The organism is Microcoleus sp. w2-18bC1 (assembly GCF_036700365.1).
Lineage (GTDB): Bacteria > Cyanobacteriota > Cyanobacteriia > Cyanobacteriales > Microcoleaceae > Microcoleus.
Genome location: NZ_JAUBOS010000030.1, coordinates 13,779 through 28,319 on the forward strand (window position 1 = coordinate 13,779; position 14,541 = coordinate 28,319).

Annotated in this window: 13 protein-coding genes and 1 pseudogene; 13 read left to right on the forward strand and 1 reads right to left on the reverse strand. The window is 42.5% G+C overall.

From position 1 onward, the window contains the following. The first annotated feature begins 250 nt into the window (after nucleotides 1-250). A complete protein-coding gene (locus QT979_RS16730) occupies nucleotides 251-1,090 on the forward strand; it encodes a glycosyltransferase (protein WP_333208743.1) in 840 nt (279 codons plus the stop codon). Between the two features lie 94 nt (nucleotides 1,091-1,184). Here QT979_RS16730 and gloB read toward each other — a convergent pair whose 3' ends face one another. Beyond that, a complete protein-coding gene (gloB, locus tag QT979_RS16735) occupies nucleotides 1,185-1,958 on the reverse strand; it encodes a hydroxyacylglutathione hydrolase (protein ID WP_333208741.1) in 774 nt (257 codons plus the stop codon). A gap of 629 nt (nucleotides 1,959-2,587) precedes the next feature. Here gloB and galE point away from each other — a divergent pair. The 12 genes and pseudogenes from galE (at nucleotide 2,588) to QT979_RS16795 (ending at nucleotide 14,504) form a co-directional block, all read left to right on the forward strand. Beyond that, a complete protein-coding gene (gene galE / locus QT979_RS16740; protein WP_333208739.1) occupies nucleotides 2,588-3,586 on the forward strand; it encodes a UDP-glucose 4-epimerase GalE in 999 nt (332 codons plus the stop codon). A 43-nt stretch (nucleotides 3,587-3,629) separates the two neighbouring features. After that, nucleotides 3,630-4,427, forward strand: coding sequence for a hypothetical protein (locus tag QT979_RS16745; RefSeq protein ID WP_333208737.1), 798 nt, complete (start codon nucleotides 3,630-3,632; stop codon nucleotides 4,425-4,427). Between the two features lie 9 nt (nucleotides 4,428-4,436). Then, nucleotides 4,437-4,997, forward strand: coding sequence for a hypothetical protein (locus tag QT979_RS16750; RefSeq protein WP_333311121.1), 561 nt, complete (start codon nucleotides 4,437-4,439; stop codon nucleotides 4,995-4,997). A 48-nt stretch (nucleotides 4,998-5,045) separates the two neighbouring features. Continuing rightward, a complete protein-coding gene (locus QT979_RS16755) occupies nucleotides 5,046-5,330 on the forward strand; it encodes a hypothetical protein (protein WP_333208735.1) in 285 nt (94 codons plus the stop codon). Next, nucleotides 5,237-5,803 (forward strand): annotated as a pseudogene (locus QT979_RS16760) (NAD-dependent epimerase/dehydratase family protein); the annotation flags it as partial. The gene QT979_RS16755 and the pseudogene QT979_RS16760, both read left to right, overlap by 94 nt. Nucleotides 5,804-5,973: 170 nt before the next feature. Beyond that, on the forward strand, nucleotides 5,974-6,903 hold the full coding sequence (locus tag QT979_RS16765; protein WP_333311122.1) for an alpha-1,2-fucosyltransferase: 930 nt from the start codon (nucleotides 5,974-5,976) through the stop codon (nucleotides 6,901-6,903). A gap of 24 nt (nucleotides 6,904-6,927) precedes the next feature. Beyond that, nucleotides 6,928-7,764 (forward strand): hypothetical protein, encoded by an 837-nt coding sequence (locus QT979_RS16770; protein WP_333208731.1) that lies wholly within the window; start codon nucleotides 6,928-6,930, stop codon nucleotides 7,762-7,764. Between the two features lie 280 nt (nucleotides 7,765-8,044). Further along, nucleotides 8,045-9,196 (forward strand): glycosyltransferase family 4 protein, encoded by a 1,152-nt coding sequence (locus QT979_RS16775; RefSeq protein WP_333311123.1) that lies wholly within the window; start codon nucleotides 8,045-8,047, stop codon nucleotides 9,194-9,196. Nucleotides 9,197-9,288: 92 nt separating this feature from the next. Next, nucleotides 9,289-11,292, forward strand: coding sequence for an ABC transporter ATP-binding protein (locus QT979_RS16780; protein WP_333208727.1), 2,004 nt, complete (start codon nucleotides 9,289-9,291; stop codon nucleotides 11,290-11,292). A gap of 102 nt (nucleotides 11,293-11,394) precedes the next feature. After that, nucleotides 11,395-12,591: a glycosyltransferase gene (locus QT979_RS16785; protein ID WP_333311124.1), complete on the forward strand. Its 1,197-nt coding sequence runs from the start codon at nucleotides 11,395-11,397 to the stop codon at nucleotides 12,589-12,591. Between the two features lie 99 nt (nucleotides 12,592-12,690). After that, a complete protein-coding gene (locus QT979_RS16790) occupies nucleotides 12,691-13,641 on the forward strand; it encodes a glycosyltransferase family 10 domain-containing protein (RefSeq protein WP_333208723.1) in 951 nt (316 codons plus the stop codon). An 11-nt stretch (nucleotides 13,642-13,652) separates the two neighbouring features. Then, nucleotides 13,653-14,504 (forward strand): formylglycine-generating enzyme family protein, encoded by an 852-nt coding sequence (locus QT979_RS16795; RefSeq protein WP_333311126.1) that lies wholly within the window; start codon nucleotides 13,653-13,655, stop codon nucleotides 14,502-14,504. The last annotated feature ends 37 nt before the right edge of the window (nucleotides 14,505-14,541 follow it).

A 14,541-nucleotide genomic window follows, 5' to 3' on the forward strand; every position in this document is an offset into this window, starting at 1 on the left:
CTAGCAGCGAGTGAAACGAAGCAATCGCTCTTGTTCTGCCCGCCTTACATTCTGTTACATAGTAAACTTTATTTGCGCCTACCTACTTAGAAAACCCGTTTCTTGGTGTAAATCTAACCGGAAATTTAGGCAAGATAATGTTCGTCTCAACGGTAAACGGGCGATCGCATTTACTTCAATACAGGGTCGCCTGCTTCCTCCAGTCCAATGTTTGTGTCACGTTTGCCGTTCATCTCACAAACTTAATCCTATGCACATATTCACAGCCGCCGATCGCACCTATATTCTGGGGTTAGCAGCACTTCTCAAGTCTGTAGATCTCAATGTTAGCCAATCTGGAGAGCAGCCTGTAAAAATTAGCATTGTATCTACTAGGATAGAGCCACACCAAAAGGAACAGTTACAGAATTGCTGCAAATACCAGATTGAATGGCAAGAATTGCAATCTAATTACGACCAACTTCTTTCGATATCAGGTTCTAAACTTCCTTACGTTAAATTGGAGCCGCAAAAATATACCAAAGAAACAGAAAGGCTGATTTGGCTCGACAGCGATACGATCGTTCTGGGCAGCTTAGAGCCGCTGTGGAACCTAGATTTTCAAACTCTGCCGATAGCAGCCGCAGCCAACTTCTGGGGAAATCTCAACAATTATCAAGATCGAAACCCTTATTTCAATAGTGGTGTTTTAGTTTACAACATGAAGCTTTGGGAGGAAGAGCAACTGTCGGAAAAGTTGCTCCAAAATGCTAGAACCCACGTTTGGGGCGATCGCGATCAAGGTGCATTAAATTCAGTTTTAGTGGGAAGGTGGAAGCAATTAGACCAAAGATGGAACAACCACAAGACTGATGATATGTCAAGTAAAGTGATGCACTTTATGTCAAGACCAAAACCGTGGGAAAGCTCCGCCCCCAATCAATTATGGCTTGATATGTTGTCTCAGACACCGTTTAAGGAGGAACTAGAAAAAATTCCAAATAAGTTTAAGGGGCTGTCGAGCTTTCACGTAAAATACCAAAGACTTGACAGGTGGTTGAGCGAACCGATACTCAAGTTTAAGAGTTACCTGAAACAACCAAAACGTTAAGGTCAATCGATTTTAGATTTTAGATTTTAGATTAAAGAATTGAAGCATTGACCCCACGGATGAATCCGGGGGCTTGTATCCTGGATGCTTTCGGTCAAAATTGGTCTTTCATGCCGCGCAATCGAGCGAAGGTTGGCACGGGATCGCGGGTGTTGGTGGCTGATTGGATCGTGGGAAAGTCCCAGCGCAAAAATGGGTTTGTCCTTTTTTCGAGGCCGATCGATGATGGTATTGTAGGTTGCGATCGACTGCGCGCTTCCTTGACTTCGGCGAAGCGCTGCTGTAAGTGGGGATTGTCGCCATCCACACTCAAGGCAAATTGCAGGTTGTTCAGCGTGTATTCGTGGGCGCACCAGACTCTCGTACTATCGGGCAAATTTCGCAGTTGCCCCAGAGAGGCTAACATTTGGGCGGGAGTGCCTTCTTTGAGCCGGCCGCAGCCTCCAGCAAATAAGGTGTCGCCGCAAAACAACTCGCCGGTTTCGCTGGGATTGCTGGGGGGGAAATAGTAGGCGATGTGAGCTTTTGTGTGGCCGGGTAGGAAGAAGACTTCGGCGGTTCTGTTGGCGAAAGAAACTCGATCGCCCGCTTGTAAAAACACTTGCTGTCCGGGTATTCTGCCTCGGTCTTCTGCGCCACCGTAAACTTTGATATGGGGAAAGCGATCGATCAGTTCCTGATTGCCGCCTATGTGGTCGTTGTGGTGGTGGGTATTGAAAATTGCGGTTAATTCGGCTCCGAGTGCTTGGAGTTGCTCTAATACTGGCTGCGATCGTGCTGGATCGACGACGGCTGCTGTGTGGCGATCGGGGTCGTGCAGCAAGAAAATGTAATTGTCGGACAGTACCGGAAGCCGATAAACCTGCATAGAAAAGTGCCTCTCTAGGAAAAATATTATATAATTAAATTAGTTCTGAACCCTATCCGAAGGCTGATTGCAGATTTATTAAGTCCGCGTATCTATCTTGGGAAGTAAAACTCTGATACGTTATTTCTGCTGTTGAGCAAAGTGATTTAAGGTCGGGTACGCACCATTTTTGGGTCAATAAGTGCAATGGGCTTTAATTATTTTAGCATACAAGCGATCGAATAAATGCGAACATCTCACAACAAATCGAACTTAACAATTTCTCAAAAAGTCGATCGGATTGTAGCCTCTGGCAAGATCAGTCGCAGGGAACACTTAGTTTTGACTTCGGCTATCCTATCAGATGATAAAATTTCAGAAGAGGATCGACATCAGATTAATCGGATATTTGATTATATCCAAATTGGTCGCCTCAAGTTTATCGATTGAACAGAAAGACTTGCTCCCTCAGCATCGGTCTGGAGTTTAAAAAGCGTTTTTTAGGAGTGCGATCGTCCCGTCGGGCACAGCAAAGCCTAGATATTTAGCTTGAATTCTCCCGCTGACGCCGAGTGTGAAAGCCTCAGATGTGGAAGTCTCAAATTAACAAGGCTCTTGGCAATCCCAGCTACAAAAACAGGCAGAATAAAATGAGTGCAGACAAACCAACTATTTTGGTGACGGGCGGAGCGGGATATATTGGCTCTCACGCGGTATTAGCGCTGAAAAACGCTGGTTACGGTGTGGTGATTTTGGATAATTTAGTTTACGGTCACAGAGATATAGTAGATCGGGCTTTGCAGGTGGAGTTAGTAGTTGGCGACACGAACGATCGCACTCTTCTAGACAACTTGTTTGCTACGCACAAGATTGATGCGGTAATGCACTTTTCTGCATACGCTTACGTGGGCGAATCTGTTACCGATCCCGCTAAATATTATCGTAACAATGTCATCGGCACTATTACCCTTTTGGAAGCAATGATCGCTGCTGACGTGAAGAAATTTGTGTTTTCTTCTACTTGCGCGACTTACGGTGTACCGGAAAAAATTCCGCTCACAGAAGACCACCCACAAAACCCGATCAATCCCTACGGTGCTACTAAGTTAATGGTAGAACGGATTTTGTCGGATTTTGACGCTGCGTATGATTTCAAGTCTGTTTGTTTCCGCTATTTTAACGCGGCTGGGGCCGATCCGAACGGATTATTAGGAGAGGATCACAATCCCGAAACTCACCTGATCCCGCTGGTGTTGTTCGCGGCTTTGGGTAAACGAGATTCGATCGCGATTTTTGGCACGGATTACGAGACTCCTGACGGTACTTGCATTCGGGATTACATTCACGTTAACGATTTGGCATCGGCTCACATTTTGGGATTAGAATATTTGCTCAATGGTGGCAAATCTGATTTCTTTAATTTGGGCAATGGTGGCGGTTTTTCGGTGAAAGAGGTGATAGAAACGGCTCGTCAAGTGACGGGAAAAGAGATTAAGGCTGTTGAGTGCGATCGGCGTCCGGGAGACCCGCCTGCTTTGGTTGGCAGCAGCAAAAAGGCGATCGAAACCTTGGGCTGGTCTCCAGAATATCCAGACATCAAGAATATTATATCCCATGCTTGGCAGTGGCATCAAAAGCGTCACAGTTAGCATAAACTCCAATAAAACAAGTGCAAAAATAGAGTCTTAAATAATGTTAAACAGTCACAAAGATTTTTGTTTTTGCACCTTAGCTTTTGGGAAAAAGTATCGCGAATTAGCCAAACAACTAGCAGCAGACTTAGAAACTCATTCTCTAGGGACGATGCTAGTTGTTTGTACTGACAACCCACATGACTTTCAGAATTTAACGAATGTTTTCGCCTTTAAAAAAAGTCGCGAAGGTGTAGATTATTGTTATAATGATAAACGATTTGCACTAAAAAAAGCCTTAGAATTATGCCGAGTGACAATCTTTGTGGATGCAGATACAAGAATCAGAGGAAAAGTGCCGGAGAGAGAATGGATGTCCGGCATTACTTCTAAAGGGTTTATTCCCATTCTAGAACATCCACCAAATCAATCATTACCGGGGAGAAAAGAGGCAATTCACAAATTAGCAAAAAAGCTAGAAATTTCATTGAAAAATGTAAGTTTTGTTCCAGAAAACTTGTTCGTAATTGCGAGAGACAATGGTAAAGAAATTCAGTTTATTCAAGAATGGGGAAAGATTGGAAGATTTTTTGAAGTGCAAAAAGTCAAAACAAAAGACGGTAATCCCATTGGGTTAGCAACTGCTAAAGTTGGGTGGAATATTCGTAATGACGGGTGGGAGGAACTCGCTCAAATTATGGAGCATTCTTTTGCTCATTGGGACTGGCAAAAAAATCAAGTAAGAACCTTTTGGGATAAAGTTTGGGATAAATTACAGTTTTACCATTGGCAATATCTCTATCGGTTATTAAAAACACAGTTAATTGCCTTATTAAATTTCGATTTTTACTATCGTTAGAGAAAAGATATGGATAGAGGATTTATCATTATTTTAATTGGATTGTACTCTTTCCAGGATTGCGTTCATTTTCTAGCTTCAGTCAGGAAGGTTCACCGCGAACCAATTATTATTTTAATAGATAGAGTCCCGCGATTTTTATATCCCTTACTTTTGGTGTTCGGAAATGTGAGATTGCAGGACGCACCGAAACCCGAAAATCCTGTTTTAGCATCGCGACAAGCTAAGCTGGCTTTGTATCCACAATCTCCTTTTGAGAAAACTATTTATCTGGAGTGGGATATTTGTTTGCTATCGCCAATATATGAAGTTTTTGACTATCTTGATGAAGTAGATTTGCTGATAACAGAAGACGGGCAGCCTGCGATTGCTAAAACGGCAAATTTATTAAGAGTCAAGCAGGATATTCTGTCAACTTTGGAGTCTATCGGGTTGCCGCTAAATGTAAAGAGCATTCAATACAATGGCGGATTTATCGCTTTTACGAAAAGCAGTAAAACTCAGGAATTGTTTATAAACTTTAAGAAATATTTCGATATGGTAGTGGCGATCAAAATGTGCTATTCTTGAAAGATTCAGGGCGCTTTGGCAGCGGCTGTTGAATCAGTGAAACCGAAAATGACAACTTTGTCCCCGGTTTACAACTACTTGGATAAGTGGAAAGATGTTTATACGATCGACAAACCGATTAAAGTAATGCACTGCACTTATCCTTACCGCCCTCAGTACGCGAAGAACGTGACGCGATCGCTCTTTACTAGAATAGTCGATCGCACGGCTACAATATTTTTACCAAATCAACTTAACAATCCCTTTGCGCGACTTACGGTGTACCTGAGAAAATTCCGCTCACAGAAGACTACCCACAAAATCCGATCAATCCCTACGGTGCTACTAAGTTAATGGTAGAACGGATTTTGTCGGATTTAGACGCTGCGTATGATTTCAAGTCTGTTTGTTTTCGCTATTTTAACGTGGCTGGGGCTGACCCTAACGGGTTGTTAGGAGAGGATCGCAATCCAGAAACTCACCTGATCCCACTGGTGTTGTTCGCAGCTTTGGGTAAACGAGATTCGATCGCGATTTTTGGCACGGATTACGAGACTACTGACGGTACTTGCATCCGGGATTACATTCACGTTAACGAGTTGGCATCTGCTCACATTTTAGGATTAGAATATTTGTTAAATGGTGGCAAATCTGATTTCTTTAATTTGGGCAATGGAGACGGGTTTTCGGTGAAAGAGGTGATAGAAACGGCTCGTCAAGTGACGGGAAAAGAGATTAAGGCTGTTGAGTGCGATCGGCGTCCGGGAGACCCTCCTGGTTTAGTTGGCAGCAGCAAAAAGGCGATCGAAACCTTGGGTTGGTCTCCATAATATCCCGACATCAAGGATATTATCTCCCATGCTTGGCAGTGGCATCAAAAGTGTCACCACTCTTAGTATGTAGCGTGCTTATAGCGCACCTTACCATTACAGCAAAATTTGATTGAATTCTTGTGGGGAGTAGGGGTTGGGCGTCCCGCCCACCCCAAAAATACAATATGCTAATAATATCTGCTAAATCGGGACAACTCGGCAACCGACTGCTGCTTTTTGCTAATTTCATTTCTTGGGCGATCGAGCATAATTTGACGGTTCTCAATCCGGCTTTTGAGGAATATGCAGAATTCTTTGTGGGAACCGCAGGGGATTTTTTGTGTTGTTATCCTCCTCCATATTTTACCGCAGGAGGTAACAAGTTTGTCAGAAGCAAATATTATAATTTTATTAAGTATTTAAGCAGCCAAAAAATATTAAAAACGCAAGAAATAACCCGAAAAAAACCTTTTAGTTGGCTTGCATATCAGGATATCGCACAAATCAAGCAGGGTTCAATTGTTTGTTTTCAAGGCTGGCTATTTCGAGATGGCTGGTTTGTAGAAGATCTCCCCTATTTACACAAGTACGCCGACCAGATTAGAGCCTACTTTGCACCATTAGAGCGATATAGAATCAATGTAGATCGTTTGATATTGAATTTAAAAGATAACTCTGATATGCTAGTCGGAATTCACATCCGTCAAGGGGATTATGCTCAGCATCAAAAGGGGAGATACTTTTACACTACTCAGCAATATTTAGAAGTCATTAATTCTGTGGTAAGGCTATTTGAAGGCAAAAAAATCAAGTTTTTGATTTGTTCTAATATTCCACAAAATCCGAGTTTGTTTGAGGATTTCAACTGTGGATTTGGCAGCGGTCATTTAATTGAAGATATGTATGCTTTGGCTGAGTGCGACTATGTTGTCGGGCCGCCTAGCAGTTATACTATGTGGGCTTCTTTTTATGGAGCTCGACCTCTTTATATGATCCGCGATGTCAATAAAACAATTAACCTGAAAGATTTTGTACATTTTTATGAGTGGCAAGGAATTTTTCACCAACGAGATGACTGGAATGAGAGCTTTTGGGAGTGGACACACGCTCGGTAAATAAGTAAATCAATAAGTAAATTAATGAATTCAAATAAATTAGCAGTCAAGGGATTTATCACTATTTTAACCGGTCTTTACTCTTTCCAGGATTGCGTTCATTTTCTAGCGTCTGTTAGGAAGTTTCACCGGGAACCAGTTATTATTTTAATAGATAGAGTCCCTCTAATTTTATATCCTTTACTTCAGGTGTTCGGAAATGTCATATTGAAACCTGCACCCTCTAATGAAAATCCTGTTTTAGCATCGCGACAAGCTAAGCTGGCTTTGTACGGGGAATCTTTGTTTGAGAAAACTATTTATATGGACTGCGATATTTGTTTGCTGTCGCCAATAGATGAGGTTTTTGATTTTCTTGATGGGGTAGATTTGTTGGTGACGGAAGATGTGCAGCCTGCGATTGCTAAAGCGGCAAATTTATTAAGAGTTAAGCAGGATATTCTGTCAACTTTGCAGTCTGTCGGGTTGCCGCTAAATGCAAATAGCATTCAATACAATGGCGGATTTATCGCTTTTACGAAAAGCAGTAAAACTCAGGAATTGTTTATACATTTTAAGAAATATTTCGATATGGTAGTGGCGCATCAAAATGTGCTACTCTTGAAAGACCAAGGCGCTTTTGCGGCTGCTGTTGAATCGGTGAAACCGAAAATGACAATTTTGTCCCCCGTTTACAACTACTTGGATAAGTGGAAAGATGTTTATACGATCGACAAACCGATTAAAGTAATGCACTGCACTTATCCTTACCGCCCTCAGTACGCGAAGAACGTGACGCGATCGCTCTTTACTAGAATAGTCGATCGCACAGCTAAAATATTTTTACCAAATCAACTTAACAATCCCTGGCGTTTAAAATAATTAAAGTTTGTTGGCAAACTGCATCAAAAACAACAAAATGCAGCCCCAAATTAAAAAAATTAGCCTCAACATATCCGAAAATTTACCTAGAAGAATTATTGCTGGCTAGAATAACAGTCTTGGGTTCATTATTCTGTTTTTTTACTAAAATACTTCGTTGCTGCCCTTTGCCCTCGTTAAAAACCTGGTTGCTGTGGTCGGGAGTACGTGAGTCAGAATCGCCTTGACAAAAGCTCGGTTAAGCAGGAAAATTAAAAAAATGTTTTAAACAAAATACTCAGTGAAAGTTTCATTAGTAGTGAGCGATTTGTCAGGAGGAGGTGCAATTCGTGCTTTTTTATTAGCTCAAGTCTTGATAGAGCTTAAATGTGATGTAGAAGTTGTTGGATTTCAGTTTGGCAAGGAATTGTACGCTACTCCTCCCAGAGACATCCCGGTATATGCGATACCGGGTAAAAATTATCCGGGGTTTTTGATGGATGCTCAAAAACTTTGGAAAAAAATAGATGGGGATATTATTTATGCAGTCAAACCTAAACCTACAAGCTTTGGATTATCACTGCTAAAAAAACTGGCGACTCGCCACTTTATAATTTTAGATATAGACGACTGGGAACTGAGCTGGTACGGCGGAGATGAATGGAAATACCGTCCCTCTTTTAAACAACTTTATCGAGATATTTTTAAACACAACGGTCAATTGAGAGAACCAGATAATCCGCTCTATCTCAAGTGGATGGAAAGTCTAATTCACCGTGCTGATGCAGTTACCATTGATACTAAGTTTTTAAAACAGCGTTTTGGTGGTGTATATTTGCCTAATGGTAAGGATACTGCAATGTTCGACCCTGCTAAATACAATCCTGAATTGAGCAGACAGCGTTACGGCTTGTCCGGATATAGAGTTGTGATGTTTCCGGGGGCACCGCGACCTCATAAAGGCGTGGAGGATGTTTTGATGGCCCTCGAACTGTTAAATGAGCCGGATTTAAAATTAGCGATCGTCGGCGGCAGTCCTTATGATGATTATGATGATAAACTTGTGAAACAATGGGGGCGTTGGATTATTAAACTGCCAAGGTTTCCAGTGGAGACGATGCCGTCCGTTGTAGCAGCGGCTCATGTTGTCGTTGTTCCTCAGCGAGAAACTCTCGCAGCCGTGGCTCAGTTTCCGCTCAAGCTGACAGATGGTATGGCAATGGCTAAGCCTGTTTTGTCTACGCGAGTGGGGGATATTCCAGCAATTTTAGGGGGAACGGGTTATTTAGTCGATCCGAGTTCTCCCGCTCAAATTTCACAAAAAATTCAATGGATATTTCAAAATTTGACAGCGGCTAATTTACAAGGAATGAAAGCTCGGGAAAGATGTGTGAAAAAATATAGTATTCAAGCAATGAAACCGATACTTTCAGAGATAATCGCAGGTATGTAAATGTTATTTTAAAACTACTCAATGGAGGAAGAAAAGCTGGCTGTTATTAAAGAATATTTTGAGATGCCGTACTGTTTAGCTGGGAATGCTTCATGTCTGCCAATAAGCTACTCCTAAAATTTGCCAGACGATATCCCGGCAGGATTTTTTTAACTGTGATGCTGGGCTTTTCTGGCGCTTTATTCAACGGTATCAGCACTACTCTGATTGTACCAGTGCTTTTAAGTTTTTTAGAGGAAACTATCGAGCTCCGTGGTGCTCCACCTCTAATTAAAACTTTGATGTATCCCTTTGAGGGAATGCCCGGAAATCAGCGTTTAATGTTGATGACCGGGGCGATTGTGCTGGCAATTTTTTTAAAAAATGTTGCGAGTTATATCAATACTTTAGTAGCTACTTCTCTGACGCGATCTTTGACTTTTGATTTGCGAGAAGCAGGTTTGCGGTTGTTATTAGAAGTAGATTTAGATTTTTACTCTAAAACTAAAGTCGGGGATTTAATTAATAGATTGGGCGGAGAGATTGGTCGGACTGCTAGTGCAGTTGGTACGGCCATCGGAATGTTTACTACCTCAATCACTGTTTTGGTGTTTGTGGGTCTGCTACTTTCGATCTCGTGGAAACTGACGGTGACAGCTACAGTTTTACTGTCGTTAGTTGCTTGGACAAATCAATATATTATTAACCGTTCCAAGCATTTTGGCCATATGCTTTCTGAAATGTCGAAAGATTATTCGGTTAGGGTACTGGAAACGATTAGTGGGATTCGGCTAGTCAAGTCAACGGGGAACGAGGAAAGAGAGTATCAGCGGATCAAGCATTTAATTCAAAGGCGAGAACAAGCAGATTTTCAGGCTCAGGTAAATTATGCCGCGATCGCCCCAATTAACGAAGTTGTTAATTTGATAGTTATAATTTTGATTGTATTTATAGGTCGCACAATATTTGCGAATGAGATAGAGTCTATTGCTACAATTTTATTAACCTATTTATTGGTACTCTTTCGATTAATCCCTTTGATTTCACAGTTGAATAGCGGGCGCAGTCAATTTGCTAATACGTCGGCTAGTGTAGAGGTGGTTAATGATTTTTTGAGCTGCGAGGACAAGCCATTTATGCTGAACGGTTCTGTGCCTTACACTCATTTGCGATCGGGAATTCATTTTAATAAAATATCTTTTAGTTATCCTAACCACAAAAATTTAGTTTTGCAAGGAATTGATTTATTTCTACCTCATGGCACTACTTTGGCTTTGGTAGGAACTTCGGGTTCTGGCAAGTCAACTTTGGCAGATTTACTGCCGAGATTTTACGATCCTACTGAAGGTAATATCTTGATCGATGGCAGGGATTTGCGCGAATTTGACTTGAAAAGTCTGAGACAAGCGATGGGTATTGTTAGCCAAGATACGTTTTTGTTTAATGCTTCAGTGCGCGAAAATATTGCTTATGCTAGACCCCAAGCGACTGAGGAAGAAATTGTGGAAGCGGCGAAGGGGGCGAATGCTTATGAGTTTATCCAACTGTTGCCGGAGGGGTTGGATACTCAAATTGGCGATCGGGGCGTGATTTTATCGGGAGGGCAGCGTCAGAGAATTTCAATTGCTAGAGCCCTGCTGCAAAACCCGGAAATCTTAATTTTAGATGAGGCAACGAGTTCGCTGGATACGGTTTCGGAAAGGTACGTGCAAGCGGCGATCGAGAAATTGAGTTGCGATCGCACAACCTTAGTCATCGCCCACCGCCTCTCCACAGTCCAAAAAGCCAACAAAATCGCCGTGATCGATCGCGGACAAGTAGTAGAAATGGGTTCCCACGAAGAATTGCTAGCAAAAGGAGGATACTACACTCGCTTGTATTCAGTGCAATTCGCCGAAGAAACCGCTCGCGATGAAGCTCTCATTAGAGGTTCTTATGAAATTCGCACTCGCCTGACTCCCATGATAGCTTACCTCAAAATGCTAGTAGATGAAATGGTAGACTCTCCCGAAGAAAGAGACGAGTTAATCAGAGAATCATTTCACTCTGCTGCTAATATTTTCACTACTTTAGAATTTATAGAAAATACTATTAAGCGTCAGGCTGTTAAAAAGTAGTCAGTTGGCAGTTGGCAGTTGGCAGTAGTCATCAGTCATTATCATTAGTCAACAGTCAACAGTCAACAATTACTAATTACCAATTACTAACTACCACTTACCATGTCCAAATATTATGTATTTTTTACCAGAAATATCTTACCGCAACCCAATGTAGCGAGCTTAGTTCAAGTTGCACATTCTGCAAATGCCGCAGCAAATCTAGGTTTACCAGCAGTTTTAGTATATCTCCGCAAAGGCTGGAGTGCTTTGAATCCGGTTGATTTGCTTTTTCCTTTTCAACCCAGGAAACCCGATGACAAACTTGCCAATATTTACAATATTCAAGATAAATTAAAAGTAGCAGATTTACCGATGCCGTGGCCGATCGACCTTTGGGACAGCAAGTGGACGAGTTCCAGTACAATAGTATCAAAATACTATTTACCGATTCACCTGCTTAAATCCACTAAAATTGTCCACACCCGCGACTGGAACTTTGTCAAAGCAGCAGTTAAAAATGGAATTCCCGCTATCTACGAACAGCACCACCACGACGAAAAAATTTTTGAACCAGAAATCGTTTGCCATCCTCTGTTTCAAATTGCTGTAACTGTTGCCGATACTGTCCGAGAAAGCATGATTAAGAATGGGATGCCACGGGAAAAAGTAATTACGCTGCACAACGGTTTTAACCTTTTGTTTCTCGCGAGACAAATAGAAGCAGCCCAGAATTGGCGACAGCAGTTATTAACAGATGACAGACAGCATTTAGCAGTTTATGCGGGCGGACTTTACCCGTTTAAAGGTGTGGATATGTTGGTGGATGTGGCTCAGGAATTGCCGCAAGTTCAATTTGCGATCGCGGGCGGTGATTCATCCCAAGTAACAGCCTACCAGCAGTTAGCCAAATCCAAGCAAGTTAACAACATTAAATTTCTCGGCTACCTCCCTCAAAATCAACTGGCTAGCTTGCTGCAAGCAGCCGATGTTTTGACTCACCCTCATTGTTTGACACAGGCCGCGACGTTCACATCTCCTTTAAAATTCTTTGATTACATGGCATCGGGAACTCCGATTGTAGCGACGGAGATTGCATCTTTAATGGAATTTAAATCGGGAAATATAGCAGCAACTTGGTGCGAACCGGATAACCCGCAGCAGTTCGCGCAAAGCATTCGAGATTGTTTAACAAAATATCCGAGGAAAAGCGAAGGATATGCAGAAACGATGGATTTTGTCAAGCAGTTTTCGTGGGAAAATAGGATAGAGAAAATTTTGAGGTATGTGGATGAGCAAGTGCGATATCCGATAATTTAAAAATCCGTAGGGGCGGGTTTTACCAACTATCTACGCCTAAAATTAATAATCTCATAAACTCGCCCCGCCCACACGCAAAAACCAGATTTATTATTAGATATGAACCCAAAAATCATCGGCACAATTACCACATACCCAGGTATGAACCAAAGCGACTGGCTGTGGCAACAAACTCCCCAAAACTTCGGCAAATGGGGCAACATTCAAATGCTCGCCAACCACCCAGAACCAGACTTTTTACTCATGTATCAATTCGACTTTCCCCAACCTTCCAAAAAGCAATCCTGGATCGACAAAATCCGCCGTCCAAGCCCCCAAAATCCAGAAAAGGACATTAGAGAAAAATTGCGCGGTGTCCCCAAGGAACGCATAATTTACCTGATCCGCGAGCCACCATTACCAGAAGTTATTGAAATTACCAAAGCCAACTACGAACAAGCAAAACTTTATTGCAGTTACGTTTCCGGCCCCGACGACTTCGCACCAAAACCCAATTATATGCCCGCGATTTGGTATCACAGCAACTCGTTTCGAGAACTAGATGAAATGCCGCCACCAGCTAAAACTAAACCCTGTTCTTGGATAACTTCAGGTGTTAGCCGCAGCGCCAATCACCGCCAGAGATTAGACTTTATCAAATTGCTGCAATTACAAGAATTGGATTTTGACCTTTACGGGCGAAACTTGCCAAATTGGGCGCGCGGAAACGGGAATGTCAACAATAAATGGCACGCCGTCGCACCATACTATTACAACTTAGCTATTGAAAATTATGCAGAAAACGATTGGTATGTCAGCGAGAAGCTTTGGGATGCTTTGTTAGCTTGGTGTTTGCCAATTTATTACGGCGGTTCGGCGGCGGATAAATTGTTGCCGGCGGGAAGTTTTCTGAGGCTGCCGAGTTTGGATGAGAAAGGAGTAGAATTTATTAAAGAAGTTGTGGCTAATGTGGATTATTGGCATGAAGCGAGGGAGAAAATTGCCGAAGCTAGACAAATCATTCTCCACGAATTAAACTTGCTCAATTGGCTGTCTAACTTTGCATCTTAGGAAATAGCGCCATGACAGAAAACCAAAATCAACTACAAAACTATTTGCCTACCTTTGAGTTTGATGTGATAACAGTAAATTTTGAACCACAAGAAAACAGTCGCCACCGTCATTCAGCTCACTTCTTCCCCGAAGACTTAGGGAACGAAATTGTACTGGAAATGGTATCGATTCCCGGCGGCACATTTATGATGGGTTTCCCCAGCAGCGAAACAGGAAAATATTATTACATAGGTCCGCAGCATCGAGTCACAATACCCGCTTTTTATGCAGCCAAATATCCTATCACCCAAGCACAGTGGCAAGCAGTAATGGGAAATAATCCATCGAAGTTCAAAGGTGAAAAACGTCCTGTTGAATTTGTATCGTGGGATGATGCCGTCGAATTCTGTGGCAAACTGTCGGAAAAAACCGAGAGAAAATATCGCCTTCTGAGTGAAGCAGAATGGGAATACGCCTGTCGTGCCGATACAACAACCGCATTTCATTTTGGGGAATACATTACCACGGAAATAGCCAACTATGACGCAAGCGACCCCTGCGGATATACACCCGGAGGACTTTATCGCAAAGAAACAACAGATGTAGGGAGTTTTCCTCCGAATCCGTTTGGATTGTACGATATGCACGGCAATGTTTCGGAGTGGTGCAGCGATAGGTGGAACCAAGACTATAACGGCGCACCAACTGACGGAAGTTCCTGGGAAACTGGCAAAGATGATTACCGGGTGCTCCGTGGCGGTTGCTGGGTCAGTGAGTGTATCGGTTGCCGTTCTGCCTCTCGCGGCGCTTCCTCGGCGGGCGATAGGTCTAGTGTTGGGGGTTTTCGCGTAGCGATGGCGTCGCTTTCTCCCTCGTCTTAGTTTTCCCCCGATGACTCTTTTTTACCCTTTAAATGAT

What these genes read in the sequence shown, in the direction of transcription:
- QT979_RS16785 (WP_333311124.1), top strand. Translation starts at nt 11,395, where the DNA reads ATGTCCAAATATTATGTATTTTTTACCAGAAATATCTTACCGCAACCC.
- QT979_RS16730 (WP_333208743.1), top strand. Translation starts at nt 251, where the DNA reads ATGCACATATTCACAGCCGCCGATCGCACCTATATTCTGGGGTTAGCA.
- QT979_RS16755 (WP_333208735.1), top strand. Translation starts at nt 5,046, where the DNA reads ATGACAACTTTGTCCCCGGTTTACAACTACTTGGATAAGTGGAAAGAT.
- QT979_RS16780 (WP_333208727.1), top strand. Translation starts at nt 9,289, where the DNA reads ATGTCTGCCAATAAGCTACTCCTAAAATTTGCCAGACGATATCCCGGC.
- gloB (WP_333208741.1), bottom strand. Translation starts at nt 1,958, where the DNA reads ATGCAGGTTTATCGGCTTCCGGTACTGTCCGACAATTACATTTTCTTG.
- QT979_RS16770 (WP_333208731.1), top strand. Translation starts at nt 6,928, where the DNA reads ATGAATTCAAATAAATTAGCAGTCAAGGGATTTATCACTATTTTAACC.
- QT979_RS16745 (WP_333208737.1), top strand. Translation starts at nt 3,630, where the DNA reads ATGTTAAACAGTCACAAAGATTTTTGTTTTTGCACCTTAGCTTTTGGG.
- QT979_RS16795 (WP_333311126.1), top strand. Translation starts at nt 13,653, where the DNA reads ATGACAGAAAACCAAAATCAACTACAAAACTATTTGCCTACCTTTGAG.
- galE (WP_333208739.1), top strand. Translation starts at nt 2,588, where the DNA reads ATGAGTGCAGACAAACCAACTATTTTGGTGACGGGCGGAGCGGGATAT.
- QT979_RS16750 (WP_333311121.1), top strand. Translation starts at nt 4,437, where the DNA reads ATGGATAGAGGATTTATCATTATTTTAATTGGATTGTACTCTTTCCAG.
- QT979_RS16765 (WP_333311122.1), top strand. Translation starts at nt 5,974, where the DNA reads ATGCTAATAATATCTGCTAAATCGGGACAACTCGGCAACCGACTGCTG.
- QT979_RS16790 (WP_333208723.1), top strand. Translation starts at nt 12,691, where the DNA reads ATGAACCCAAAAATCATCGGCACAATTACCACATACCCAGGTATGAAC.